This is a genomic window from Halobacterium rubrum (assembly GCF_021729015.1).
GTDB classification, from domain to species: Archaea; Halobacteriota; Halobacteria; order Halobacteriales; family Halobacteriaceae; genus Halobacterium; species Halobacterium rubrum.
In genome coordinates this window covers 744,013-768,349 of the sequence record NZ_JAJQQZ010000001.1, presented here as the reverse complement: position 1 = coordinate 768,349, position 24,337 = coordinate 744,013, and the positions used below count along the sequence as shown (strand labels likewise).

Here is a 24,337-nt window from a genome sequence, read left to right as displayed (position 1 = left end):
GCGGGCACCCACAGCGGCGACGCTACTCGACGGCGACTGTAGCACGGCAGAACGCGAGACGCGGCGGCGTCAGTCCTCGGACTCGGCGGACGCCGGCTCGCTCGGCGGCACGTCGAACGGCATCCCGTCCTCGAAGTCCGGGTCGAACAGCTCCAGTGCGGTCGCGATGGTCGACCAGTCGTCCTCGGCGGCGGCGTCACGCAGGCTGCGCGTCGGCGCCGCCAGCAGCTGGCTCACCAGCGCGTCCGCCATCGACTCCAGGACCTCGCGGTCGTCTTCCGAGAGGTCTTCGCCGCGTTCGGCCTCCAGGCGCTGGACCGCGGTCTGTACCTCCCGGCTCTTCAGGCGGTCGGCGCTCTCGTACATCCGGGCGATGACCTCGTCGGCGCGCTTGCGCTTGTACTGCGCGAGCAGCCGCTCGAACTCCTCTTCGATCATCGCTTCGACCTCACGAGCGGCGTCCTCGCGGCGCTCCCGGGTGGCCGCCGTCACCGCCTCGAGGTCGTCGAGGTCGTGGATCGAGACCGCGTCGTGCGTGCCCGCGGCCGGCGCGACGTCCCGGGGCTGTGCGAGGTCGACGACGACGGTCTCGCCCGCGTCCGCGAACGCGCTCGCCGGCAGCACGTGCTCGGGGCTGCTGGTCGCCGCCACCACCACGTCGGCCGCGTCCAGACGGCCGCGAGCGTCGGCGAGGTCTGTCGTCTCGGTCCGCGCGTCCACGCCCTCGGCGACCCGGTCGGCGCGCTCCGGCGTCCGGTTCGCCACCACGACTTCCGCCACGTCCGCGCTCGCGAACGCCTTCGCCGCCAGCGCCCCCATCTCGCCGGCACCGACGACCAGCGCGCGAGCATCCTCGAGGCGGGTCTTCCGCTCGGCGAGCCGCACCGCCGCCGTGCCCAGCGAGGTCGCACCCTCGTTGATGGCGGTTTCGGTGCGGGCGCGCTCGCCGACGTGCATCGCCTTCGTCACGGCCTCCCGGAACACGCGGTCGATGCCGCCGGCGTCCTTCGCGGCGTCGTAGGCGTCCCGGAGCTGGCCGAGGATCTGGTCCTCGCCGACCACGAGCGACTCGAGTCCGGCCGCCACCCGCAGCATGTGTCGCAGGCTCTCCTCGTGACCCATCGACACCGCACCCGCGCCAGCCGGGTCGAAGCCGGCCGCCCTCAGTGCCCGCCGGCCGGACGCCTGGTCTGCGGTCACGACGTAGGCTTCCACGCGGTGACACGTCTGGAGCACGAACGCCTCCTCGACGGGCGGCTGCTCCAGCAGCGCGTCCAGCGCCGCCTCCGTGGACGCGGCGCTCGCGGCAGCCAGCTCGTCGAGTGAGGCCGTCTCGTGCGAGACGCGGACGCCGGAGACGACACCAGTGTTTCCGTTCATGTCGACCAATCTACTTCCCCGCCGAGGGCGCGCGCGACGGCGGCCTCGGCTCTCTTTCGAGGGTTGGCAGTTCCGGTACGTAAAGCCTTCCAAACCGGCTCCGAGCGCACGACAGCCCGTACCGCATCGCGGCGGTCGGCGGGCGACAGGTCGGTCGCCCGCAGGTCGTCGCGGAGGTCGGCGGTGAGCTCGGCCATGCCGCCGGCGCCCGCGAACTCCGACTCGATCTCCTCGCGGAGGTACTTCGAGAGCGCGGGGCTGTGGCCGCCCGTGGAGACGGCGATTGTGACGGGGTCGGCGCCCGCCGTCGCCGGCACCACGACGCTGTCGGCGCCGCGGTTGCCGGCAGCGTCCCCGTCGCCGGCCGTCGACTCGTCGGCGCGGTTCACGAGCGCGCCGGCGTCCCGGGCCGCCGCCGCGAACGCCGCGTTCACGTCGGCGTCGTCGGTCGCCGCGACGACCAGCGCGGGGTCGACTCGAGCGACCCACTCCTCGGCCGCGTCCGGCTCGGGCGCTGCCCGGACGAGCTCGACGTCACCGAACTCCCGGTCGGCGAACGCCGGCGACAGCACGGTCACGTCCGCCTCCCGGGCGAACCGGCGGGCTTTCCGGGCGCCGACGCTGCCGCCGCCGACCACCAGCACCGACTCGCCGCGGAAGTCGTGGACCAGCGGTATCATGGTGTCTCAGGCCGTGTTCGCGTCCGCCCGTTCGTCCAGTCGGATGCCCGTCTTCTTCAGGATGCTCGTCGAGAACAGGGTGTCCCAGTCGTCGTCGCCGACCTCCCAGTACTCGTCCATCACGTCGCGCACCTGCTCGACGCGCTCTGCGCTCTCTTGTTCGCTGCGGCCGTGCGTCATCGCGAAGAAGTTGTACTCCCAGACGCCGTCGTGGCGCGGCCGCTCGTAGCAGTGCGTCACGAAGTCCAGGCTCGCCACGGCCGGCCCGACCTCACCGACGACGTCGTCGGGGACGTCCCAGACGGTCATCCCGTTCTCCGTGTACCCAAGCGCGTAGTGGTTCGGGATGACGCCGACGCGCCGCACCTTCCCCTCCTCGTTGAACCGCCGCAGCGTCTCCACGACCCACTCCGGGTCGCGGCCGATGTCGTCGGCGACCGCGCGGAACGGCGTCTCCACGACCGGCAGACCGTCCTGCACGGCGACGACGAGGTCGCGCTCGGCGGCCGTGAGGGTGTCGCGGTCCGTCGGCTCCGGCGTCGGCCCGAGGTGCGAGAGGTCCACGTCGCCGTCCGAGACGGGGCCGTCGACGAGGAACTTCGCCTCCACGCGGAACTCCTGCTGTTTCGGGAGGTTGTACGTCTCCTGGCCGGTCTGCTCCTCGATTTCGGCGAGCACGTCCTCGACGTCCCGGTCCGCGACGGAGACGACGAACCACATGTTCAGGTGGGGGTGTTCGCGCTCGTAGTTGTGCGCGACCGCCCGGACGTCGTTGACCGTCTCCGCGATCTCGTCGAAGCGGCTCTCCGGGGCGTGCATCGCCACCAGCGACGCCGCTCCCCCGATCTCTTCGGCGTTGATGAGCGCGCCGAACCGCGTCAACACGCCCTCCTCGTCCAGCGTCCGGACGCGGTCGAGCAGTTCGTCGCCGCTCATCTCGACCCCTCGCGACCGGAGCGCCTGCGCTGCGGGCTCGAACGGTCGCTGCACGACCGGAAAGCCACCCTGAAACGCGTTCAGGACGGCACGGTCCCGGTCGTCTAGGTCCCCGATATCCATACCACCGTCTCGGGAGTCACGCCCAATAAACAGCCCGACTGCCTCCCAACTCGCTGGAAGTGGCTACGCGTCGAAGCCGTCCTCGGTGACCGCGACCGCCTCCTCGACGCCGTCGACGGCCGCGATGTCCGCGACGACGGCGTCGTCGTCGCCGGTGACCTCCCAGTACAGCACCACCACGAACTCGTCGTCGCGACGGAGCTGCTGGCACTCCCAGACGAACTCGTCGTCGTCCAGCGTCAGGCCCTGGTGCTGGTTCACGCCGAACTCGTCGCTGTCGTTGCCCGAGTACACGTAGGTGTCGCCCTTCTCGGTGTGGTCGGCGACGGCGCGGCCGGCGTCGAGCGTGAGCTGGTGGAGCTTGCTCTCCTCGTCGCTGTCGTAGGTCGTGTGGATGACCGCGCCGGCCAGCTCGATGTCGCCCGGCCGCAGGAGTTCGACCGTCTCCCGGTACAGGTCTGCGTGCGCCGTCTCGCTCATACCAGAACGGTCTCGGCTCGCCGGCTTACGTGTGGCGATTGCCCGTCCGAGAGCCCGCCAGTAGCCCGAACTCGTTCGGGAGCGGCGGCGACAGCCTGGACTGCAGTCGGGGGTTGCGCGCGAGACCGGCGCGAACAGAAGGCTGATACGTGAGAGTGTTGTCGTCTCCGGTGATGCGAGACCGCCTGTGGGACGCCGCGAGCACCGTCTACGAGCGCGTGCTCTCCCGGGAGATAGACGGCGCGCCGGCCCACGTCGCGGTCATCCAGGACGGGAACCGGCGGTACGCCCGCGAGCAGGGCGACGAGCCGACCGACGGCTACCAGTCCGGCGCCCAGACCACCGAGCAGGTGCTGGACTGGTGTGCCGAACTCGGCGTCGAGGAACTCACGCTGTACGCGTTCTCCACGGAGAACTTCGAGCGGCCCCGCGAGCAGCAGGAACACCTCTTCGACCTGCTGGAGGACAAGCTCCGGGAGTTCGCGGACGCCGACCGCGTCCACGACGAGCGCGTGCGGATTCGCGCCATCGGCGACACCGACCGGCTGCCCGAGCGCGTGCAGGACGCCGTCCGGTACGCCGAGTCGCGGACCGCCGGCTACGACGGATTCGCGCTGAACGTCGCGCTCGCGTACGGCGGCCGCGACGAACTGCTCACCGCCGCCCGGGGGGTTGCCGAGGCAGTCGACGACGGCGACCTCGACCCCACAGACGTGGACTTCGAGGCCGTCGAATCGCGGCTGCACACCAGCCCCGTGCAGGACGTCGACCTCATCATCCGCACGGGCGGCGACGAACGCACCTCGAACTTCCTGCCGTGGCACGCCAACGGCAGCGAGGCCGCCGTGTTCTTCTGCACACCGTACTGGCCGGAGTTCTCGAAAGTCGACTTCCTGCGCGCGGTGCGCACCTACGAGTCCCGGGAGGCGTCGTGGCGACGGACGCGCGCCGAGCGGTCGCTGGCGCTCGTCCGCGCGCTCGGGTCGGAGGTCAAGGACGCCCGCCGCATCTTCGACCGCTTCAAGGGCGCGCTCCCGGACCCGCCGGAGGACGTCGACGGCGAGGGGCAGTCAGCGGACTGACCTGTCCGGCCACGGCCTGAGACGGCCCCGGTGGCGGTTCGTCACCGCACCGGGAGTTCTATCGTGACTGCCGTTCCACCGAGGTCGCTGTCGGCGAACGACAGGTCGCCGCCCAGTTGCGTGACCGCCCAGTTCGTCCCCCAGAGACCGAGGCTACTGGCGTGTGCTTGCGGTGACTCGGTCTGCTCCTCGATGACCGACCGCTCGGCGTCCGGGATGCCGGGACCGTCGTCTGCGACGACCACGCGGACGCCTGCATCGGTCTCGCTGCCGCGAACGTCGACGCGAGGGCTGTCGCCGTCGTTGTGGACGACTGCGTTCTCGACGACGTTCCGGAGTGCGAACCGGAAGAGTTCGCCGTCGGTGGTGACCGACCGGTCGGGGAGGTCGACCGACACGCACGCCTCCGGGAAGCGCTCCCGGACCGTCTCGGTGACGGACGCGACGACGGTCGACAGGTCGGTGTCGGCTCGCTGCCCGTGCGACCGTCGCATCAGGTCCTCGATTCGGCGCGCGTCCGCACCCAGTTCCTCGATGGTCGCCGCCGTCTCGAGGATCGGCTCCGACCGCGCGTCGTCGGCGACGGCTTCCGCGTTGGCGGTGATGACGTCGAGGCTGTTCCGGATGTTGTGCCGGAAGATCCGGTTCAGGACCTCGATCCGCTGGCGCCTGATTTCGCGGTCCGTGACGTCGATCAGGGTGACCGTGTGGCCGAGGACCTCGCCGTGTTCGTTCGTCAGCTCCTGGACCCGGGGGTCGAACTGTCGGCGGCCGCGCTCGGTCCAGCACTCGACCGTGTTACGGTCGGCGAGCGCAGACACCTCGTGCCCGACGATGTCCACGAACGGCGTGCTGTCGAGCTTCGAACCGAACAGCGCGCTCGCCGTCTCGTTCACGCGGGCGAGCGAGCCGTTTCGCTCCACCGTGACGACCGCCTCGTTCAGCTCCCGGATGACGGTCCTGTCGCCGAGTGTCCCGATTCCCGCACGGCTCCGGAGGACGTCGAACCGAGTCACGAGGACGCCGAGCGTGCACGTGACCAGAACCGCCATCGCGGCCAACACCACCTGGTTGAGCTGCGGGGTAGACGCCCGCGTCATCTGGACGGCGACGATGACCAGCAGTGCCGGCAGCGACACGACGACGCCGTTGAGCGTCGACAGGGAGCGGTGCCGGTACGCCGACAGCACCGCCAGACCCGAGACGGCGAACACCGTCGCAGGGGCGACGAGCGTGAGCACAGCGGCGACCACGAGGAACGCAGCTGACAGCTCGCCGGCGGAGTCGCCGGAGAACACGCCGGGGAACACCGTGAGCACGAACAACACGAGCAGGCCCACGGCGACGGCGATGCGCCCGCGGGTGACGAGGCTGCCGCGTCCGACGAAGTACAGCGCGAACACCGCCCACGGCAGCACCGACAGGAACGCCACGACGGCGGCGACGACCCGCAGTTCACCGGACAGGAGCCGACTCAGGCCGGACCCAGTGAACCCCAGCGCGAACGTGAGACAGACTGCGAGGAAGGACCGCCAGAGGTCGGTGTACACGTCGGCCGACGACCCACCGCGCTGTCGGTACACGTGGACCGCGAGCCAGGCGGCGCCGAGGCCGGCGAGGAGGAACGGGCTCGCAGCGGCGACCGACTGGAGCGAGGTGGGACCGAACGCCATGTACACGGACCAAAACGTCGGTTACGTGTTAAGCATGGCCACTGGACTGCGGCGAGTCGGAGACGCGCCCAGTCCGGCCTCCCGCCCGGGTTCCCGTCGACGAACCGACGAGGGTCGGCCTCCCGCCCGGGTTCCCGTCGACGAACCGACGAGGGTCGGCCTGCCGACCGGACCACCCGAAATCGAAGGCCCAGCGGCCCACGCCTCGCCCTGTTCAGCGGCCGAACCGCCGCTGCCGATTCTGGTAGTCCAGCACCGCCCGCAGGTAGTCTCGTTTGCGGAAGTCCCGCCAGTTCACGTCCGTGAAGTACAGCTCCGAGTAGACGGACTGCCAGATCATGAAGTCCGAGAGGCGCTCGGCGCCGGTTTTGATGACGAGGTCGGGTTCGGCGGGGAAGACGAGCTCGGACTCGACGACGTCCTCGTCGACGTCGCCGGGGTCGAGGTCGCCGGCGTCGACGGCCTCGGCGACGTTCTGGACGGCAGTCGCGAACTCGTGTTTGCCGCCGTGGCCGACGCTCACCTGAATCGGGGCGTCGGCGCGCTCGTCGTCTTCGGGCCCCCGGACGGCGACCTCCCGGGGGGCGTCGACGTTCGCGAGCTCTCGTTCGAGCGTCGGCACGGCGGCGGCGTCGAGGACGCTGACGTAGACGGTGACGCGCTCGGCGCCGTGGTCGAACGCCCAGCCGTAGAACGCCGCGAGCGTGTCGTAGGCGCCGGCCTCCAGGAGGTCCCGTTCGGTGATGACGACCGCGACGTGGTCGGGGCCGTCGGCGGGGTGGCGACGAACCCGGGCAGCGAGGTAGTAGTCGTAGAGGCCCACGTCGGGACCGACGCCCGCCGCCGTCCAAAACGTTGCGGGTCGCGGCTTCGGGGAAGTTAAGTGCGGGGGCGGCAAATCGGAGGCAGACGTGAATTGGAGTCTGCGGCGTGCCCTGGCCTTCGCGCTGGTGGCGACGCTGTCCCTCGCGGCCCCCCTGCTGGGCCAGGCAGCCGCGGTGCCGTTCGCGGTCGTCGCGGTCCTGGGCGCCGTCGTCACCGACGGCTGGCTGTTCGAGGTGTTCTCGACCGCTCAGGACCGCCGCGAGCAGCGACTCAGGACGCTCATCGCGTTCGCGCTGTCCGCCGCCGGCGTCGGGCTCCTCGTGCCGATATTCGACGTGCCCGCCGGCGTGTTCGTCGCGTCCGTGCTCGTCGTCGGGTACGGCGACCTCGGCCGCAGACTCGTCCTGCAGGTGCGGGAGAACCGTACGCTCTCGATGGTCGGCTTCGTCGTGGTGGCCGGCGTCGCCGCCTTCGGCGGGCAGGCGGCGGTCACTTCGCTCACGGGCGGCACCCCGAACTACCCCCAGATGGTGTTCGTCGCGGCGAGCGCGGCGCTGCTCGCGGGCATCATGCGGACGTTCTTCGTCGCGCGCGACGACCCCCTGCTGCTCGCGACGGTCGCCCTGTTGCTGTGGCTGTTCGCCGTGCTCGCGCCGCTGTCGGAGGTGCCGGCGGCCGTCGCGTGGGAGCGCGTCGCCGTCGCGCTCGTCGTCACCTCGGCGTTCGGGTGGGTGTCCAGAGCGCTCGGCGCGACCTCCGTGGCGGGGATGCTCACGGGCGTCTTCCTCGGCCTGCTGGCCGTCGTGCTCGGCGGCTACGGCTGGTTCGTCGTGCTCGTCGCGTTCTTCGCCGTCGGCAGCCTCTCCACGAAGTTCAAGTACGAGCGCAAGGCCGAGCGCGGCGTCGCGGAGCCCAACGACGGTGCCCGCGGGACCGGGAACGTCCTCGGGAACTCCGCCGCCGCGCTCATCGCGTTACTGCTGTACGCCGCGCACGCCCACGTGCCGTTCTCGGACGTCGCGTTCCTGTTCGCGTACGCCGGGAGCGTGGCGACGGCGCTGGCGGACACGCTGTCCTCGGAGCTCGGCGGTCTGTTCGACGAGCCCCGGCTCGTGACGACATTCGAGCGCGTGGAGCCGGGGACCGACGGCGCCGTCACCTGGCAGGGGGAAGTCGCCGGGCTCGCCGGCGCGGCCGTCATCGCGGCGCTGTCGGTCGTCGTCTTCGACCTCGGTGCACTGGGCGCGGGCGCCGTCGTCGGCGCGGGCGTCGTCGGCATGACCGCCGACAGCGTCGCCGGGGCGACCATCGAGGGTGACCGGCTCGGCAACCAGGGCGTGAACTTCCTCGCAACGCTCACCGGCGGCGTGGCTGGTGGCCTGCTCGCGCTCGCCGTCGGCCTCGCCTGACCGTCCCCACCGGCGGCGCCGGTCGAGTGTTCTTCAGAAGTCGTCGGCCGTGTGGACGCGCGTGCCGACGGGCTGTTTCACGAACTGGCCGGTCGCCGTGCCGACCAGCGACGCGACGCCGCGCTGGGCGGCGAGGTCGAGCAGGCGCTGCGTGACCATGCCGTCGACGACGACGGCGGTCGGCGTCACGTCGGCGTCCTCGAGCGCCGCGAAGGCCCGGTCGGCGGGCGACTCGCGGACGACCGAGAGGTCGTCGTCGAGTAGCCGGACGGTGCCGCCGCCGACGACCTCGTGGACGTGGTCGCCGAGCGCCTTCGGCGCCTCGACGCCCTGCTGTTCTGGCACCGTCTCACCAGCCCCGTCGCCGTCAGCGATGTCGTCGCTGTCTCCAGGAGTGTCGTCGCCGGTCGCAGACTCGTCGGCCTGACGCCCTCCGGGCTCCGGTGCCGACGTCGCTTCGGTTGGGGTTGCGGCGTCCGTCCCCGGCTCCGCCGGCGGGGTGGCGCCGGAATCCGACGTCGAGTCCGGCGCGGGCGTGGCGCTGCCGTCGGTGGCGGCGGTCGCGGTCTCACTCGCGTCGTCGCCGGCCGCCTCGCTCCTGCCGAGTTGCTGCGCGGCCGACGCCGGCGTCTTCCCGCGCAGCGCGGTGTCCACGGCCGACCGGGAGAGATCCTCGACAGACTCGTTCTCGGGAGCGCGAGCGACGAAGTCGAGGTCGCCGGTCTGCTGGAGTTCCCGCAGAATCATGTCGCCGCCGCGGTCCCCGTCGAGGAACGCCGTCGCCGTCTTCTCCCGGGTGAGCGCCGCCACCTCGGCGGGGACGTTCGTGCCCTCGACGGCGACGGCGTTCTTGATGCCGTACCCCAGCAGCGTCACGACGTCCGCGCGGCCCTCCACGACCACGACGGCGTCGCTGGACGCGACGTTCGGGCCGGCCGGGTAGCCGGCGTACTCGGTGACGTCCTCGACGCGCACGCTCTCCCGGACCTCTTCGAGGATGTCGTCGGAGTCGATGGCGCCCTCGTCGAAGGCGTTCGCGAGCAGTTCCTTCGCGCGGTCGACGACCTCCCGGCGCTTGGCCGCCCGGACGTCCTCGATGCGTTCGACTTCGACGTCCGCCCGGCAGGGGCCGATGCGCTCGACGGCTTCGAGGGCTGCCGCGAGCGTCGCCGTCTCGACCTGGTCGAGACTGGACGCGATGGTGATGTGGCCGAAAGACTGCCCGCCTTCGCTCTCCACGGAGACGTCGATGCGTCCGAGCTTCGCGGAGTCCTGCAGGTCCGGGATGGCGAGGTCGTCGCCGAGCAGGCCCTCCGTCTGCCCGAACGCGGCGCCGACGACGTCGCTGCGTTCGACGACGCCGTCGACGACGAAGTCCGCGTGAATCAGGTACTTGGCGGTGTCCTCCATCGGTACGTTGTTGTGTTCTGGTAGGAACGCGCCCGCCAAATACCTGTCGTGGGAGCGACGGACCACGCTCTTCCGAGAAAATTTCTCTACAACAGGCGCGGTACGACACCAATACCAACACTTAACCGGTGAACGGACAGACACGGTGACAGTATGGTGTCTCGGAGCGCACTCGCGTGGGCGGCCTGCTTCGCCGTCCTGCTTGCACTCGCCATCCCGTGGTTCCTCTGGCGCAGCGACACGCTCGTCGCCGGCCTGCCGGTCTGGCTGTGGTGGCACGTCGCCTGGATGGGCGTCACCGCCGTCGCGTTCGCCGCGTTCGCCCGCCGCGACTGGGGCATGTTCGTGGAGGTCGACCGGCGATGACCGGCGGTACGCTGCTGGAACTCGGGGTCGTCACCGCCTACATGCTCGTGGCGCTGGCGGTCGGTCTCGTCGCCTACCGCGTCACCGACCGCAGCGCCGAGGACTACTACCTCGCGGGACGGGGCCTCGGCACGGGCGTCCTCCTGTTCACGACGTTCGCGACGCTGCTGTCGGCGTTCACGTTCTTCGCCGGCCCGAACATCGCCTACGCCAACGGCCCCGAGTGGATTCTCGTCATGGGTCTGATGGACGGCGTGCTCTTCGGCCTGCTGTGGTACTTCCTGGGCTACCGCCAGTGGCTGCTCGGCAAGGAGAACGGCTACGTCACGCTCGGCGAGATGCTCGGCGACCGCTTCGGCTCCCGGGGGCTCCGGGGGCTGGTCGCCGGCGTCAGCATCTTCTGGCTGTTCCCCTACGTGATGCTCCAGCAGATCGGCGCCGGCGAAGCCCTCGTCGGCCTCACCGGCGGCGCCGTCCCCTACTGGGCGGGCGCCGGTCTCATCACCCTCTTCATGGTCGTCTACGTCGGCATCTCGGGGATGCGCGGCGTCGCGTGGACGGACACCCTCCAGGGCGTGTTCATGCTCGGCATCACGTGGGTGGCCTTCCTCTGGGTCGCCACCGAAATCGCTGGCAGCGGCGGCGGCGGCCTCGCCGGCGCGATGCCCGCCGAGTTCCGCGCGCTCGGCGGCGGCGCGTACTCCCCGCAGTGGATGCTCTCGCAGGCAATCGGCATCGCCGTCGGCGTCTCGATGTTCCCGCAGGTGAACCAGCGCTTCTTCGTCGCCGACTCCGAACGCACCCTCAAGCGTACGTTCGCCATCTGGCCGCTGCTGGTCGTCCTCCTGTTCGTTCCGGCGTTCCTCATGGGTGCGTGGGCCAACGGCGTCGGCCTCCCGCTGCCGGAGGGCGAGAACATCGTCCCCATCCTGCTGAACGAGTACACGCCCGGCTGGTTCGCCGCGCTCGTCGTCGCCGGCGCGCTCGCCGCGATGATGTCCTCCAGCGACTCGATGCTGCTGTCGGGGTCGTCGTACTTCACCCGGGACATCTACCGGCCGTTCGTGAACAGCGAGGCCTCCGAGCGCCGCGAAGACGTCCTCGGTCGGGTCGGCGTCGCCGTCTTCGCCGTCGCCGCGTTCGGCGGCAGCCTCCTGCGGCCCGGCAGCCTGCTGGAAGTCGGGTCGACCGCATTCGGTGGGTTCGCCCAGCTCGCGCCGCCGGTCGCGCTCGCGATGTACTGGCGCCGCACCACGAAAGCGGGCATGTTCGCGGGCATCGCCGGCACGCAGGCGTTCTACCTCGCGACCGTCTTCGGGCCGACGGTCACCCTCGGCGGCGTCCCGGTCGTCGCGTCGTCGTACTTCGGGTGGTTCGCGCAGGTCGTCGGCCTCGTCCTCGGGCTCGTGCTCACGGTCGGCGTCTCCGCCGTGACGACCCCCGACACAACCGAGGACCCGGCCGCCTACGTCGACGCGCTCCGCGCGGACTGACCTAGTCGTCGTCGCCGAGGTACTCGGCCACCCACTCGTGGTGCTCCTTGAGCCGCCGTTCGCCGGCGTCGGTCAACAGCAGCCGGTCGTGGAGGCCGTCCTGTTCGCGCTCGACGATGCCCGCCGACTCCAGCTTCTGGACGGCGCCGTTGAACCGCTTGGGCTCGATACGGTCGTCGTTCTTCCGCTCGACGGCACGCTTCACCGACTGCTGGGTCGGGTCGCCCTCGCCCGCAACGACGACGCAGACGTCCCGCCGCAGCCCGGACTCCAGCCACTTGCTCATACCCGACGCTTCGGGGGCGATGGTGTTACTGCTGGCGGTGTTGGCCGACACGCACAGGCATTTTACCCGCCCTCCCCCAAGCCGGGAGTATGCAGACGCACGTCGTCCCGGTCGGGTTCGACTACGACCGGCTCATCGCGCCGCTGGTGCGCGAGCAGCTACAGGTCGACCGCGTGATTCTCCTGGAGGGAGCGGTGGGGAGTCAGGCGAACGTGGAGTACAGCCAGCGCATCTCCGAGAAGCTCGAGCAGGACTTCCGGAACCTGCTGGGCGCGGAGACCGAGCGCGTCTCGGTCGTCGACGTCTACGACTACGACGCCGCCTTCGAGCAGGCGTTCGACCTCATCGAGGACGTCCTCGAGGCCGACCCGGAGGGCGAGGTCTGGGTGAACATCGCGTCGATGCCCCGCACCGTCTCGTTCGCGTTCGCGACGGCGGCCCACTCCATCATGGTCGAGCGGCCGGAGGACCGCGACCGCATCCACACGTACTACACGGCGCCCGAGAAGTACCTCGAGACGGAGCTGGCGGAGGAGCTCCGGGCCAGCGCCGACCTGCTGGAGTCGGTCGCGGACGGCGACGTCGACGAGGACGCGGTCGGGGAGCAGCTGTCGGCCGCCCGCGACCTGCTGGCGGAGTTCGACGAACGCGGGACGACAATCGGTGCTAAGGAGGTCGGCGGCAGCCACATCGTCGAGCTGCCGGTGGCGTCGTTCTCGAACGTCAAGCCGTTCGAGGAGCTCATCCTGTTCACGCTCGGCGAGCACGGCGAGTTCGAGTCCGTCAGCGAGCTGGCGTCGGCGCTCGCCGACGACCTCAACGAGGAGTACACGGACAGCTTCCGGTCGAAGGTCACGTACACGGTGGACAAGCTCGGCCCCGGCGGAAAGGGGTACGTCGAGCGCGAGGAGCACGGGAAGTCCTACCGGACGCGGCTCTCCCGCATCGGCGAGCTCTGGGTGCGTGCCCACCAGAACGGCGACTAGGCGGCCGTCGCAGGCGGTGACACGACCCACAGCGTTTTGTTGCGGTAGTCGAACACGGTGGGTGCATGAACGCCCCTCACGGCGTCGTCGTCCACGTCACGACCGACGAGGCGAGCGGCTGGCAGATGGCGCTGCGGAACCTCGCGCACCTCGTGCGGGACGACTCCGTGGAGACCCGGCCGGAACAGATTCAGGTCGTCGTCAACGGGCCGGCCGTGCGGTTCCTGCTGGCGTCGGCGCCGGAGGCGGCGAGCGTCACCCAGATGGCCGAGGCTGGCGTCGCCGTGAAGGTCTGCGGGAACTCGCTGGAGCGCTTCGACTACGACGTCGACAACCTCGCCGACGGCGTCGAGGTCATCGGCTCCGGGGTGGCGGAGGTGTTGCGCGCTCAGCAGCACGGTGCGAACTTCCTCAAACTCCCCTGAGCGCGGGGCTCGCGGCCGCAGTCAGAAGCCGAAGCCGACGTGGTCCTCGGGGACCGGAATCGGGCTCCGGGGCAGGTCGTCGGGCAGCGTCGGTTCGTTGAACTCCCGCGGCGCGACGTCGTTGGGGCCGTCGGCGTAGCACAGCGAGGCGAGCTCCTGGATCTGGCCGCGGCCGACGGCGAGTTCGAACTGGCCGCCGCCGTACATCGTGACGTCGTGTTCGCGACACCACTCGATGGTCTCGAACAGCGACGCGACCGTGCCGAACCGCGAGGGCTTGACGTTCAGCCACTCGGGAGTCACCGGCTGTGCGTGGACGTCGTCGAGGCTGTGTATGGGGGCGTCCCAGGAGACGCGGTCGGCGTGCGCCTCGACGACTTCGCGGGTCTCCTCGGAGACGGCGGGGTCCTCGACGACGGCCTCAGGGAATCCCTCGAAGACGCGCTCGTAGAGGCCGGGGTCGGGCGCCTGGTCGACGTCGGTGCCCTCGTAGGCGCCCTTGAGGTCGAGGATGCGGACGGCGCCGGTCTCCCGGAGGTAGTCGAAGGTAGCGTCGGGCCACTCCGAGGTCGGGTCGAGTTTGAGTTCGACGTCCGGGTAGCGCTCCAGCAGCGCCTCGACCCGGTCGGTGTCGCCGTCGGGGAGGCGGCTGCTGGCGACGAACTGCACGGGGTCGTGGCTGGCGTCGAGGCGGTCGGCGAGCGTCTCGCCGGCCTGCCGCAGCGCCAGGTCGAGCGCGGCGGCCTCGAACCCCCAGCGGCGGTAGTCCCGGAAGTCTGCGCGCTCCGGGCCGCCGGTCGGCCAGAGCTCCGTGTCGTCCAGCAGGGCCGAGAACTCGGCGAACGTGCGCTCGCCGGTGAGGTCGAAGGCGGCGCCCTCGGGCCGGTCGGCAGCCCACTCGGCGAGGTCGTCGTGGTGCTCGGTCTCGTAGGTGACGTCCTCGCCGCGGCCGGTGTGGCCGCCGCCCGAGAGCGAGACGACCGTCGAGACGCGCTCGAACGCGGGCGTCTGGCGGGCGTGGCGGTCGAGGGTAACGGACTCGACGGTCAGCGGGAGGTCGGCGACGGCGTCGAACATGTGTCACCCGACGTGGGCGACCGACAAAAGTGGCGGCGCGAACGGTCAGTCGGCTCGCTGCAGGTACGAGACGCGCGTCGCGAGGGCGAGGAACGTCGCGAGCATCGTGAGCGCGACCGCGCAGGCCGCCGCGAGGTCGTGGGCGTACAGGGAGTGTCTGGCCGCACCGGCGCCGAGTTCGGCGCGCAGCGCGGTGTGGTGTGGGCCGTCGAGGACGCGCAGGAAGTAGTCCACGAGGTCGTTGCCGCCGTACCACGCCAGCGCCACGCCGACCGCCGGCAGCGAGAAGGTGGCGTACCGGTGGATGACGAACGCCTCGACGGCCATCCCGAAGTGACTGACGACGAGGAACCAGTACATCCCCCACCAGAGCGCGCCCTGCCCGTTCACGACCAGCTGGACGAACGGCGTCCACAGCCCGAGCTTGAGGCAGCCGAAGAACGCCAGCGCGTGCAGCCAGTCCGCCTCCCAGTCGAGCTTGTACGCCGTCAGCGACAGCGCGATGAACAGCGTGGCGACCGGGCTGTCGGGAACGAGCACCCACGCCGCCAGCGGCGTGTCGGCGAGCTGGAAGCGGTAGTACCAGAACCCGAAGGCGGTGCCGGCGAAGTTGACGGCGGCGATGACCCACGCCAGCCGGAGCGCGAGGTCCTCCAGCCACGTCGGGAGCGGGGCGACGTACCAGGGGAGGCCGTCGTCGCCGGGCGGCGTCGTCTCGGCGGCCGGGGCGTCGCGAGTCGACATCGGTACGTGGCGTCGGTCACGCGGTCGGCGCATATCGCTTGCGGTCCCGGGCGGCGTCGCCGCGGCGTTCGGTCACCGGCTACACCGGGAGCACGCCGTGGCTCACCGGCCGAAGATGCGCCGGCGGAGGCTCCGGGCGGTCGCGGCTTCGGCGAGCACGACGGAGCCGTCGAACTCGGTGACCACGTCGAAGTGCAGGGAGTCGGTGAGCAGCCGGGAGAGCAGGCCCTGTTCGGTCGCGCCGACCAGCAGCATCGTGTGGTCGTCGAAGTGGCCGGCGATGGCGCCCTCGACGTCGCCGGAGTCGTCGACGACGATGCTGGCGTCTTCGAGATCGTGTTCGGCTGCCCACTGTTCGAGGAACTGTCGGGCCTCGTCGCGGCCGCCGGGGTCGGGGGCGACCCGGAGCAGCGTAACTTCGGAGCCGGCGGTCTCGCGGAGCGCACGCGCCACCTCGGCGTTCAGGTCGGCGTGGGCGTTGTCCGCGACCGGGACGAGGATGCGGGAGGCGTCGAGGCCGCGGTCCCGGAACACGAGCACGTCGGCGGGGAGGCTGTTCGTGAGTTCGTCCAGCGGGCGCTCCGCGCGACCGTTCGACCAGAGGCGGTCCTCGCCCCACCCCATCACGACGAGGTCGGCGCGCTCGCGCTCCGCGACGTCGAACAGCTCCTGGAACGACCGGTGGGAGACGACGGTCGAGGTCTCGCAGCCGACGTCGTAGTCGGCGGCGACCGACGGCATGTCCGCGAGCAGTTCCTCGGAGTTCTCGACGATGCGCTGGCGCTGGTCGAGGTCGTACCCACGAGGGGTGCGGTCGGGCATCTGGACGATGTGGACGACGTGGACGACGGCGCCGGCCTTCCGGGAGGCCAGCGTGCACGCCAGTTCCACGAGCCGGGACTCCGTCCGGGGGTTCGAGATGGGGACGACGACCCGGTACTCGTCGTCGCCGCCCTCGAGTTCGGCGGTGTCGATGAGGGGAACGTAGGACCGCCCGGCGAGCCCGCCGAACAGCCACTCGCGCACCGAGAGCTGGCGGTCGGCGCCCTCGAAGCGCGCGGACGCCAGCCGGTGCTCGGTCGTCTGGAAGTAGTTGACGACGGTGACGAGGACGACGCCGCCGATGGTGTTCCCGAGCAACACCGGGAGCACGAACTCGTACAGCCCGGTGGCGATCAGGAGGTCCCCCTGCAGGACAAGGTAGACCATCTCCGTGAAGGAGACGACGGAGTGGTAGAGCCCGCCGAGCGGGATGGCGAGGAACGCGATGTAGACGACGACGAGCCGCGAGATTGTGTCGCGGGCGGCGTACTCCACCCAGACGACGCCGGCGACGATGAGCCCCGCGAACGCCGCCTTCGCAAACAGGCTCCACCACGCGGTGGCGACGCCCTTCTCGCCGAGGGAGACAGCGACCGCGGCCGCCTCCGGCGAGATGACGCCGCCGTAAGCGAGCGCGAGCGCGCCGAGCGCGCCGCCGGCGAAGTTCCCGGCGAGCACGACCGTCCAGTTCCGCAGCAGGGCGGGGACGCTCGCCAGCCGTTCGAGCGTGAGCGCGACCGGCGGCAGCGTGTTCTCGGTGTACAGCTGGTAGCCGCCGATGATGATGTAGATGAACCCCAGCGGGTACAGCAGCGCGCTCAACACGGGGTCGCCGCCGGTCGACGCCGTCAGCGACACGTACAGCATGAACGTGATGGTGATGGCGAACCCGGCGGCGAGCGCGCTGAAGAACAGTTCGCGGCTCCCGGACGTGATCTCCTCGTCGGCGGCGGCGATGATGCGCTGGAAGATCTCGTCGGAGGTGAATCGGTCACGGACGACCGACCCGACCGCGGGCGCGCCGCTTCGCGACCGCTCGACGGCGTCCCGGAGCTCCGTCGCCTCGTCGTCGCTGGCGGTGTCGTCCCGGACTTCGTCGCTTCTCATTGTCGGGCGTACCACGGGCCGAGGGTAAGAGCGTTCGGTTCAGCGGAGTGCGCCAGCAGCCAGCCGGCCCGTCGTCGGGTCGTGCCCGGGCCGTGCCGCAACCGCCCCAGTTAAGCGGCGGGAAACCAACAATCAGGTATGGCCACCGAGACCGACCTCGAGGAACTGCGGCGCGGCAGCGAACTGGTGAAACGCGGGTTCGCGAAGATGCAGAAGGGCGGCGTCATCATGGACGTGGTGAACCGCGAGCAGGCGCGCATCGCGGAGGACGTCGGTGCGGTCGCCGTGATGAACCTCGAGGCCGTGCCGGCCGACATCCGGAAGCGCGGCGGCGTCGCGCGGATGGCCGACCCGTCGAGCCTCGAAGGCGTCATCGACGAGGTCTCCATCCCGGTGATGGGGAAGTCCCGCATCGGCCACCGGAAAGAGGCCGAGATTCTGCAGGCGGTCGGCGCGGACATGATCGACGAGAGCGAGGTACTGACGCCCGCCGACGACGAGTACCACATCGACAAGCGCGAGTTCACGGCGCCGTTCGTGTGCGGCGCGCGGAACCTCGGTGAGGCGCTGCGGCGCATCGACGAGGGCGCGGCGATGATCCGCACGAAGGGCGAGGCCGGTACTGGCGACGTGAATCAGGCCGTCCACCACCAGCGCAACATCAAGTCCGCCATCCGCAAACTCGAGGGCATGAGCTACGAGGAGCGGGACATGTGGGCCCGGAAGCACGAGGCGCCCCGCGAGCTCGTCCACGAGACGGCCGAGATGGGGCGGCTACCGGTCGTGAACTTCGCCGCGGGCGGCATCGCGACGCCGGCGGACGCGGCGCTGATGATGCACCACGGCTGCGACGGCATCTTCGTGGGCTCCGGCATCTTCGGCGCAGAGGACCCCGAGGCGATGGGCCGCGCCGTCGTGGACGCCGTGAACAACTGGGACGACCCCGAGCGCCTCGCCGAGATCTCGTCGAACATCGGTGCGGGCATGAAGGGCGACCCGAACGCCGACCTGGCCGAGGACGAGCAGATGCAGGGCCGCGGGAACTGACCGGGCAGCGAACCCGGACGCCACCTTCTAGAGGAGCGCGTCGAAGCGGAGGACGCGCCAGCGAATCAGCACCATCGTCGCGACGACGACCAGCTGGAAGGCGCCCTGAACGCCGCCGAGTTTCGCGTTCCGCATGCCGATGTCGGCGATCACCTGTTCGTCGGGGTCCTCCGAGGTCATCTCCCGGTACATCCGGACTTCGCCGGGCATCAGCACGCCGAACCCGAGGACGTTCAGCACCGCGACGACGGCGAGCGCGACGACGAACACCGGCTCGGTCCACCCGAAGGTCGGGAGGGTGGTCGCGAGGTAGGCGCCGCTGCCGAGGAGGACGACGCCGAACCACGCCTGCCAGCGCCAGTCGCCGAAGGCGTCGAACTGGTGGCCGATCAGGAGGAGCGTCGGAACGAGCGCGGCGGCGGTGAAGATGGCCAGCCAGACGTGGGCGTGCGAGAACAGGCCGTCGATGCGGAGCGCGAGCGTGATGCCGCCCGCGATGGTGACCGCCGCCATCGACGGCAGCAGGAACGCCGTCTTCGGGGTGAGTCGGCGGAAGAACTTCGCGCGGTCCTCGACGTCGAGTCCGCCGACGGCGGGGCCGAGCGCTGCCGCCATGAACACGTCGACGCCCGTCCAGAGCACGCCCGTCATCACGTGGACGTAGGTGTGGAGCTGCTGGCCGCCGACCGTGGCAGCGTAGCCGAGCAGCGCCAGCGGGACGAGGACGACGCCCGCGGCGAACGCCGGGTTCGCGCGCCGGGCCAGCCCGGCGATGGTGCCCAGTACCGTGTCTGTCTGTCCGCCCGCTACCGTCCGTTCGTGTCCTCGTTCGGACCTGTCAGACGTATTCGACGCCACGTGGCCAGGACTCTGTGCGGCCCACATAACGGTTTCCCCAGCGGGGCGAAGCGGCCCGGTCGGTCGGCCCCGGTCGGAGCGACAGCGGTGTCAGACGAACGTCGCGCCGTCGCCGATGCCTGTCGGGTACGCCGTCGCGTCGACGTCCACGGACTCGAAGCCGTCGACGAGCGCGGCGGCAACGCGCTTCCGGTTCTCGCGCTCGCAGACGGCGAGGACACCCGGCCCGGACCCGGAGACCGTCACGCCGGTCGCACCGGCCTCGCGGGCGGCCTCGCAGGCCGCGTCGTAGCCGTCGACCAGCGCCGAGCGAGCGGGCGTCACGAGTTCGTCCTCGACCCCGCGTCCCACCTTCTCGGGGTCGTTCTCGCACATGCCGAGCGTGAGCGTCGCGGCGGAGCCGACCGTCGCCACGAGGTCGGCCATCGCCGCGGACTCGGGGACCACGCCCCGGGCGTCCCGCGTGGACACGACGATGTCCGGCAGGCACACCGCAAGCGAGAGGTCGGCGTCCACGCACTCGATGCCGTCCTCGCGCACGATGGTGAAGCCGCCGAGGATGGCGGGCGCGACGTTGTCGGCGTGGGCGTCCCCGGAGACGGCGGCTTCGCCCTGCGCCGCCACCCGGACGAGCTGCTCGTCGGTGAGGTCGCGGTCGTAGAGTTCGGCGAGCGCGACGGTCGCGGCGGCGGCGCTGGCGGCCGACGACCCCAGTCCGGAGGATGGCCGGACGCCTTTGTCGATGCGGATGTGGGCGGGGGCGTCGAGCTCCCGCGCGACGACGCCGGCGGTGTTCGCACTGGGTTCCTCCGGGATGTACTGGGCGCCGGCACCCGTCACGTCGATGGTGGTCTCGTCGGCGCGCTCGACGCGCACGACGTCGGCGGGTCTGTCCAGAGCGACCCCGAAGACGTCGAACCCGCTGCCGAGGTTCGCGCTCGTCGCGGGTGCGCGCACCGCAATCATGGCGTGGTCTCTCTCGGGCGCAGGCAAAAGGATAGCGGACGGCGCAACTACGTGTCGAACTCGAAGCGCGCGCCGCCGGCCTCGCCGTCGACGAGAGCGACCGTCCAGCCGTGGCTGTCGGCGACCTCGGCGACGATGGACAGCCCGAACCCGGTGCCGTCGTCCCTGGTCGTGAACCCCGACTCGAAGACGGTATCTCGCTCCGATTCGGGGACGCCCGGGCCGTCGTCCTCGACGTAGAAGCCTCCTCCCGTGGTGCCGACGGCGACCGCGACGTCGCAGCCGGCGTGCTCTGTCGAATTCCGGAAGAGGTTCTCCAGCAGGCGGACGAGCGCCGTCTCGTCGGCGACCAGCGTCCGATCCTCGCCGACCTCCAGGGTGGCGTCTGCGTCTGTGGCTTCGACGGACTCCCAGGCGGTTCGGGCGGCCGCCGACAGCGTCACCGGCTCCGCGTCCGGCGTCGCGTCGCCCTCGCGGGCGAGCGTCAGCAGGTCGTCGATGATGTCCTCCATGCGTGCGAGCGCGTCGTCGGTCTCCTCGAAGTGCTCGTCGTCGCCGGACTCCCGGGCGAGTTCGAGGTGGCCGTGGGCGACGTTCAGTGGGTTCCGGAGGTCGTGGCTGACGACGCTCGCGAACTCGTCGAGACGGCGCTCGCGTTCGCGGCGCTCGGTCACGTCGCGGACGACAACCACCCGACCGACGCGCGTCTGGTCGCGCTCCACGGGTGAGACGGACACCTCGTAGACGCGATGGCGGCAGCCGCTGGTGCCGTCGCACTCGTGGTCTCCGACGGCCGTCCAGACGTCGTCCGCGAGGACGCGCCCGAGGGTTGCCGCCGCTGACTGCCCGACGGGATCTGGTGCGAACGACTCGGCGGCGTCGTTGGCGGCGACCACGCGGTCGTCGGTATCCAGCACGAACACCGGGTCGTCGAGTTTCGCGATGGCGGTCTCCCACGCGACCGGTTCGAGCGTGAACAGGTCGTCGCGCGTGGCGCTCCACGCGACGGCGGCCGCGGTGCCGACGAACGCGATGGCCGGCAGGTCGAGGTAGGGCACCGGACTCGCGTCCGCGACGTGGAGCACACCGAGGAAACCGGGAAGGAGCGCGCCAGCGAGGAGGCCGAGGGTCTGTCTGCGGTAGACGCCCGACGACGCGACGAGGTTCTGCGCGAGCACGAAGAGGCTCGCGAGGAACAGCCCGTACACGTACACTTGGTAGCCGTAGAACGCGACGGCGTGCTCGACGCCCAACCCCACCCAGTTGCCGAGGTCTCTGCGGAAGGCGTCCGCCCACACGAGGCGGTTCAACGGGTACGTCACAGCGAGGGCGAACATCGCCGCCGGCGGGACGGCGAGCGCGGCCCACGCGCGGCGCGGCACAGCGTCGACGTAACCGGTGTACGCGAGCGTGTACGCGAACCACAGCACCGGCACGGTCGTCGGCCCGAGGTACTTCAGCCGCTGGAAGACGAGTTTCGCGTCCAGCGACGTGACCGACAGTTGGCCCGCGTACGCCAGCAGCCACACCGCCATGCCCCCCAGCAGGAACGCCGCAATCCGCGATCCGTGCGTCCCGCGGTGTTCCGGCCGGCGGAAGAGGTACACGGCGAACGCTGCGTACCCCAGGCCTGCGGCGAGTATCGGGAGCGTAAACGGCGTCCACTGCAGCGCCATTGTCCGGGCATTGGAGTACCCGTACAAAGACGTGTGGGCCGGGGAAGCCTTCGGGGTGGTGGGGCGACCGACGACCGTAACGCTAACCCGGTCACGTGTCGGACAGTTCGGCATGATTGCCATCGTCGGCGGCGGCATCGCCGGACTGGCGGCCGCCCGACGCCTCCAGGCTCGCGGGGTCGACGCCCGGGTGTTCGAGGCGTCCGACCAGGTCGGCGGGCTCGCCGCGACCCACGAGACGGCGGGCGACCCCATCGAGGCGTTCTACCACCACCTCTCCGCCTCCGAGGAGACCATCGTCGAGGTCATCGAGGAGCTGGGGCTGGGCGACGACCTCCGGTGGCCCATCGGGAAGAACGCCTACTACGTGGACGGCACCGTCCACCCGATGGACAAGCCCTGGGAGATTCTGGCGTTCCCCCACATGACGACCTACGACACGTTCCGGCTGGCGATGCTCACGCAGGAGGTCGACGTCCGGGGTGGCGTCCCCTCGTTCGACACCTACGACCGGCTGGAGGACTTCGAGGACGTGGGCGTCGAGGAGTTCGTCGTCGAGCACACCACCCGGGGCGTCTACGAGCGGTTCTTCGAGCCGCTGCTGGAAGCGAAGTTCGGCGACCGGATGGACGACGTGAGCGCGGCGTGGCTGCTCGGCCGCATCAAGTTCCGGGGCGAACGCGACCTCCTCCGGGGCGAGCCGCTGGGCTACCTCGACGGCGGCTTCGGTCGACTGCTGGACGCGCTCGTCGACGACGTCGGTCGCGAGCACATCGAGACGGGGACGCGAGTCACCGGCATCGAGCGTGACGCCGCAGGCGACGTCGAGGCCGTCACCGTCGACCGCGGGGCGGAGGGCGGCGCGGAGCGCGTCGACGCCGACGGCGTGGTCGTGGCCGCGATGCCGAACGTCCTCGAGTCGCTGACCGGCTACGAGTGCGACGTGACTTTCCAGGGGACGGTGTGTTCGATCGTGTCGATGGACGAGCCGCTGACGGACACGTACTGGCTGAACATCGCCGACGACGCGCCGTTCGGCGCGCTCATCGAGCACACGAACTTCGTCGACCCCGAGCGCTACGGCGGCGAACACCTCCTCTACGTCCCGAAGTACGTCCAGAGCCGCGACGACGAGGTCTGGCAGATGAGCGACGACGAGGTCCGCGAGCACTGGCTGTCGGGCATCGAGGCGCTGTTCCCGGGGTTCGACCGCGAGTCGGTGAACTGGGTCGCGACGAACCGGAACCCCCGGACCGCACCCGTCTACGAGCGCGGCTACCTCGACATGGTGGTGCCCTACGACCTCGAAAGCGAGGGCCACGACGGCGTCTACTACGCGGGGATGGCGAGCCGCGCGCAGTACCCGGAGCGGTCGCTGAACGGCGGCATCGTCGCGGGCTACGAGGCGGCCGACCGGGTCGTCGGCGAGGAGTAGCGGGCAGTACAGTCGGTCGTGATGCCGGATGGCAGAGCCGGTCGCGCTGCCGGACAGCAGTTACCGTTCTGCGGCGAGCGCGTGGTGGTAGTCGAGCGCGCGGTACAGCACGAAGAGGACGGCGTTCAGGACGCCGACGTAGCCGAACACACGGCCGAGTCCGGCGAACGCGCGCCCGAAGACGCCGAGTTCCGTGAGGCCGTAGCGGAAGAACGCCGCGAGCGCGCCCCAGACGAGGAGGATAGCGGCGATGCGGGCGCCGTCTTCGACGTACGTCTCGACGTTCTCGGGGGAGGGCGGGACTGCCATGGCGGGGGCATCACCGAGAGCCGGCGTAAGTCTGGTGGTCTCGACACAGCAGACTGGCCCCGTCAGCCCTGTTCTGGTTCGGCCTCGATGGCGGTGAGGACACCGAGAAGCGCCGTCGAGGCGTCGACGACCGAGAGGTCGGCGTCCCCGACGAGCGCGAGCGGGTCCTGATCCCACCGGCAGCTGTGCTTCGCGTAGTGGGCGTCGGCCCGCCACTCCTGGAAGCGCGCGACGGGGCCGACGGAGCTCCGGCCGTGCTCGAAGAGGAGCACGCGGCCACCGGGCTTGCAGACGCGCGACATCTCGTTCAGTGCGGTGACCGGCTCCGGGAACGTGCACGTGGACAGCGCCGAGATGACGGTGTCGAAGGTGTCGTCGTCGAACGCGAGTGTCTGGGCGTCCATCTCGTGGAACCCCACCACGCGGTCGAGTCCGCCGAAGCGCTCGCTGGCGTTCGCGAGCATCTCGGGGCTGAGGTCGACGCCGACGTACGTCGTCGCCTTCGGGAGAAACTGGACGTTCAGACCGGTCCCGCAGGCGACGTCGAGCACGCGGCCCCTCGCCCGGGCGAACAGCCGCCGGCGGAAGCCGCCGGTGAGCCGTCTGTTCAGCCACTGCATCCGGTCGAAGCGGTCGGCCTGCTCGGCGTACGTCTCCCGGACGTCCGCGAGCGTGTCGGAGCGCTCCCGGCCGGGCGGGTCGGCTTCGGTGGTCGCGCTGGGCATAGGCGTGGCTTCGGCGT

At 70.7% G+C, this 24,337-nt stretch carries 24 protein-coding genes; 8 read left to right on the top strand and 16 right to left on the bottom strand.

Annotation, left to right across the window (positions count from 1 at the left end):
• Positions 1-69: 69 nt before the first annotated feature.
• From hemA to LT971_RS04150, 4 genes are all read right to left on the bottom strand, one after another.
• Complete coding sequence (gene hemA / locus LT971_RS04165; RefSeq protein WP_237005592.1) at positions 70-1,380, bottom strand: glutamyl-tRNA reductase; 1,311 nt, start codon at positions 1,378-1,380, stop codon at positions 70-72.
• On the bottom strand, positions 1,377-2,060 hold the full coding sequence (locus tag LT971_RS04160; protein WP_237005591.1) for a precorrin-2 dehydrogenase/sirohydrochlorin ferrochelatase family protein: 684 nt from the start codon (positions 2,058-2,060) through the stop codon (positions 1,377-1,379). Before LT971_RS04160 ends, hemA begins: the two co-directional genes overlap by 4 nt.
• Before the next feature lie 6 nt (positions 2,061-2,066).
• A complete protein-coding gene (ahbB, locus tag LT971_RS04155; RefSeq protein ID WP_237005590.1) occupies positions 2,067-3,119 on the bottom strand; it encodes a siroheme decarboxylase subunit beta in 1,053 nt (350 codons plus the stop codon).
• Positions 3,120-3,182: 63 nt separating this feature from the next.
• Positions 3,183-3,599, bottom strand: coding sequence for a DUF5778 family protein (locus tag LT971_RS04150; protein ID WP_237005589.1), 417 nt, complete (start codon positions 3,597-3,599; stop codon positions 3,183-3,185).
• A 173-nt stretch (positions 3,600-3,772) separates the two neighbouring features.
• Between LT971_RS04150 and uppS the strand changes: the two genes are divergently transcribed.
• Positions 3,773-4,681 (top strand): polyprenyl diphosphate synthase, encoded by a 909-nt coding sequence (gene uppS, locus LT971_RS04145; RefSeq protein ID WP_237005588.1) that lies wholly within the window; start codon positions 3,773-3,775, stop codon positions 4,679-4,681.
• Between the two features lie 41 nt (positions 4,682-4,722).
• On the opposite strand, the gene LT971_RS04140 is transcribed toward uppS, so the two are convergent.
• On the bottom strand, positions 4,723-6,354 hold the full coding sequence (locus LT971_RS04140; protein ID WP_237005587.1) for a sensor histidine kinase: 1,632 nt from the start codon (positions 6,352-6,354) through the stop codon (positions 4,723-4,725).
• A 214-nt stretch (positions 6,355-6,568) separates the two neighbouring features.
• Positions 6,569-7,177 (bottom strand): undecaprenyl diphosphate synthase family protein, encoded by a 609-nt coding sequence (locus LT971_RS04135; RefSeq protein ID WP_237005586.1) that lies wholly within the window; start codon positions 7,175-7,177, stop codon positions 6,569-6,571.
• Positions 7,178-7,265: 88 nt separating this feature from the next.
• Between LT971_RS04135 and LT971_RS04130 the strand changes: the two genes are divergently transcribed.
• Positions 7,266-8,588, top strand: a complete 1,323-nt coding sequence (locus LT971_RS04130) for a DUF92 domain-containing protein (protein ID WP_237005585.1) — start codon at positions 7,266-7,268, stop codon at positions 8,586-8,588.
• A 33-nt stretch (positions 8,589-8,621) separates the two neighbouring features.
• On the opposite strand, the gene dnaG is transcribed toward LT971_RS04130, so the two are convergent.
• Entirely contained in the window at positions 8,622-9,998 is a 1,377-nt protein-coding gene (gene dnaG, locus LT971_RS04125) for a DNA primase DnaG (RefSeq protein ID WP_237005584.1), read from the bottom strand.
• 153 nt (positions 9,999-10,151) lie between these two features.
• On the opposite strand from dnaG, the gene LT971_RS04120 reads away from it, so the two are divergent.
• Positions 10,152-10,364 carry a DUF3311 domain-containing protein gene (locus LT971_RS04120; RefSeq protein ID WP_237005583.1) on the top strand — a complete coding sequence of 71 codons (213 nt, stop codon included), beginning with the start codon at positions 10,152-10,154 and terminating at the stop codon, positions 10,362-10,364.
• Positions 10,361-11,857: a sodium:solute symporter family protein gene (locus LT971_RS04115; RefSeq protein WP_237005582.1), complete on the top strand. Its 1,497-nt coding sequence runs from the start codon at positions 10,361-10,363 to the stop codon at positions 11,855-11,857. The genes LT971_RS04120 and LT971_RS04115 overlap by 4 nt, the downstream gene beginning before the upstream one ends.
• Before the next feature lies 1 nt (position 11,858).
• Here LT971_RS04115 and LT971_RS04110 read toward each other — a convergent pair whose 3' ends face one another.
• Positions 11,859-12,143 carry a winged helix DNA-binding protein gene (locus LT971_RS04110; protein WP_237005581.1) on the bottom strand — a complete coding sequence of 95 codons (285 nt, stop codon included), beginning with the start codon at positions 12,141-12,143 and terminating at the stop codon, positions 11,859-11,861.
• An 89-nt stretch (positions 12,144-12,232) separates the two neighbouring features.
• On the opposite strand from LT971_RS04110, the gene LT971_RS04105 reads away from it, so the two are divergent.
• On the top strand, positions 12,233-13,129 hold the full coding sequence (locus tag LT971_RS04105; protein ID WP_237005580.1) for an HFX_2341 family transcriptional regulator: 897 nt from the start codon (positions 12,233-12,235) through the stop codon (positions 13,127-13,129).
• A gap of 65 nt (positions 13,130-13,194) precedes the next feature.
• Complete coding sequence (locus LT971_RS04100; protein ID WP_237005579.1) at positions 13,195-13,554, top strand: DsrE family protein; 360 nt, start codon at positions 13,195-13,197, stop codon at positions 13,552-13,554.
• A 21-nt stretch (positions 13,555-13,575) separates the two neighbouring features.
• Here the strand turns inward: LT971_RS04100 and LT971_RS04095 are convergent, their stop codons facing one another.
• The 3 genes from LT971_RS04095 to LT971_RS04085 all read right to left on the bottom strand — a co-directional run bounded on the left by LT971_RS04095 (position 13,576) and on the right by LT971_RS04085 (position 17,304).
• On the bottom strand, positions 13,576-14,631 hold the full coding sequence (locus LT971_RS04095; protein ID WP_237005578.1) for an enolase-like domain-containing protein: 1,056 nt from the start codon (positions 14,629-14,631) through the stop codon (positions 13,576-13,578).
• Between the two features lie 45 nt (positions 14,632-14,676).
• Positions 14,677-15,375, bottom strand: coding sequence for a DUF1405 domain-containing protein (locus tag LT971_RS04090; protein WP_237005577.1), 699 nt, complete (start codon positions 15,373-15,375; stop codon positions 14,677-14,679).
• Between the two features lie 102 nt (positions 15,376-15,477).
• Entirely contained in the window at positions 15,478-17,304 is a 1,827-nt protein-coding gene (locus tag LT971_RS04085) for a formate/nitrite transporter family protein (protein WP_237005576.1), read from the bottom strand.
• A gap of 138 nt (positions 17,305-17,442) precedes the next feature.
• Between LT971_RS04085 and pdxS the strand changes: the two genes are divergently transcribed.
• Positions 17,443-18,351, top strand: coding sequence for a pyridoxal 5'-phosphate synthase lyase subunit PdxS (gene pdxS / locus LT971_RS04080; protein ID WP_237005575.1), 909 nt, complete (start codon positions 17,443-17,445; stop codon positions 18,349-18,351).
• A gap of 27 nt (positions 18,352-18,378) precedes the next feature.
• Here pdxS and LT971_RS04075 read toward each other — a convergent pair whose 3' ends face one another.
• The 3 genes from LT971_RS04075 to LT971_RS04065 form a co-directional block, all read right to left on the bottom strand.
• Positions 18,379-19,116, bottom strand: a complete 738-nt coding sequence (locus LT971_RS04075; protein ID WP_272904695.1) for a hypothetical protein — start codon at positions 19,114-19,116, stop codon at positions 18,379-18,381.
• Between the two features lie 183 nt (positions 19,117-19,299).
• Positions 19,300-20,175, bottom strand: coding sequence for a homoserine kinase (locus LT971_RS04070; protein ID WP_237005573.1), 876 nt, complete (start codon positions 20,173-20,175; stop codon positions 19,300-19,302).
• Between the two features lie 47 nt (positions 20,176-20,222).
• Positions 20,223-21,851, bottom strand: coding sequence for a sensor histidine kinase (locus tag LT971_RS04065; protein WP_237005572.1), 1,629 nt, complete (start codon positions 21,849-21,851; stop codon positions 20,223-20,225).
• A 112-nt stretch (positions 21,852-21,963) separates the two neighbouring features.
• Between LT971_RS04065 and LT971_RS04060 the strand changes: the two genes are divergently transcribed.
• On the top strand, positions 21,964-23,286 hold the full coding sequence (locus LT971_RS04060) for an NAD(P)/FAD-dependent oxidoreductase (protein ID WP_237005571.1): 1,323 nt from the start codon (positions 21,964-21,966) through the stop codon (positions 23,284-23,286).
• 60 nt (positions 23,287-23,346) lie between these two features.
• Here LT971_RS04060 and LT971_RS04055 read toward each other — a convergent pair whose 3' ends face one another.
• Both LT971_RS04055 and LT971_RS04050 read right to left on the bottom strand, forming a co-directional pair.
• Positions 23,347-23,595 (bottom strand): hypothetical protein, encoded by a 249-nt coding sequence (locus LT971_RS04055; protein ID WP_237005570.1) that lies wholly within the window; start codon positions 23,593-23,595, stop codon positions 23,347-23,349.
• 62 nt (positions 23,596-23,657) lie between these two features.
• Positions 23,658-24,320: a class I SAM-dependent methyltransferase gene (locus tag LT971_RS04050; protein ID WP_237005569.1), complete on the bottom strand. Its 663-nt coding sequence runs from the start codon at positions 24,318-24,320 to the stop codon at positions 23,658-23,660.
• Positions 24,321-24,337 lie beyond the last annotated feature (17 nt).

Bases quoted from the DNA above. Each gene is read 5' to 3' on its own strand.
- hemA (WP_237005592.1), bottom strand. From the start codon at position 1,380: ATGAACGGAAACACTGGTGTCGTCTCCGGCGTCCGCGTCTCGCACGAG.
- LT971_RS04160 (WP_237005591.1), bottom strand. From the start codon at position 2,060: ATGATACCGCTGGTCCACGACTTCCGCGGCGAGTCGGTGCTGGTGGTC.
- ahbB (WP_237005590.1), bottom strand. From the start codon at position 3,119: ATGGATATCGGGGACCTAGACGACCGGGACCGTGCCGTCCTGAACGCG.
- LT971_RS04150 (WP_237005589.1), bottom strand. From the start codon at position 3,599: ATGAGCGAGACGGCGCACGCAGACCTGTACCGGGAGACGGTCGAACTC.
- uppS (WP_237005588.1), top strand. From the start codon at position 3,773: ATGCGAGACCGCCTGTGGGACGCCGCGAGCACCGTCTACGAGCGCGTG.
- LT971_RS04140 (WP_237005587.1), bottom strand. From the start codon at position 6,354: ATGGCGTTCGGTCCCACCTCGCTCCAGTCGGTCGCCGCTGCGAGCCCG.
- dnaG (WP_237005584.1), bottom strand. From the start codon at position 9,998: ATGGAGGACACCGCCAAGTACCTGATTCACGCGGACTTCGTCGTCGAC.
- LT971_RS04120 (WP_237005583.1), top strand. From the start codon at position 10,152: ATGGTGTCTCGGAGCGCACTCGCGTGGGCGGCCTGCTTCGCCGTCCTG.
- LT971_RS04115 (WP_237005582.1), top strand. From the start codon at position 10,361: ATGACCGGCGGTACGCTGCTGGAACTCGGGGTCGTCACCGCCTACATG.
- LT971_RS04110 (WP_237005581.1), bottom strand. From the start codon at position 12,143: ATGAGCAAGTGGCTGGAGTCCGGGCTGCGGCGGGACGTCTGCGTCGTC.
- LT971_RS04105 (WP_237005580.1), top strand. From the start codon at position 12,233: ATGCAGACGCACGTCGTCCCGGTCGGGTTCGACTACGACCGGCTCATC.
- LT971_RS04100 (WP_237005579.1), top strand. From the start codon at position 13,195: ATGAACGCCCCTCACGGCGTCGTCGTCCACGTCACGACCGACGAGGCG.
- LT971_RS04095 (WP_237005578.1), bottom strand. From the start codon at position 14,631: ATGTTCGACGCCGTCGCCGACCTCCCGCTGACCGTCGAGTCCGTTACC.
- LT971_RS04090 (WP_237005577.1), bottom strand. From the start codon at position 15,375: ATGTCGACTCGCGACGCCCCGGCCGCCGAGACGACGCCGCCCGGCGAC.
- LT971_RS04085 (WP_237005576.1), bottom strand. From the start codon at position 17,304: ATGAGAAGCGACGAAGTCCGGGACGACACCGCCAGCGACGACGAGGCG.
- pdxS (WP_237005575.1), top strand. From the start codon at position 17,443: ATGGCCACCGAGACCGACCTCGAGGAACTGCGGCGCGGCAGCGAACTG.
- LT971_RS04070 (WP_237005573.1), bottom strand. From the start codon at position 20,175: ATGATTGCGGTGCGCGCACCCGCGACGAGCGCGAACCTCGGCAGCGGG.
- LT971_RS04065 (WP_237005572.1), bottom strand. From the start codon at position 21,851: ATGGCGCTGCAGTGGACGCCGTTTACGCTCCCGATACTCGCCGCAGGC.
- LT971_RS04060 (WP_237005571.1), top strand. From the start codon at position 21,964: ATGATTGCCATCGTCGGCGGCGGCATCGCCGGACTGGCGGCCGCCCGA.
- LT971_RS04055 (WP_237005570.1), bottom strand. From the start codon at position 23,595: ATGGCAGTCCCGCCCTCCCCCGAGAACGTCGAGACGTACGTCGAAGAC.
- LT971_RS04050 (WP_237005569.1), bottom strand. From the start codon at position 24,320: ATGCCCAGCGCGACCACCGAAGCCGACCCGCCCGGCCGGGAGCGCTCC.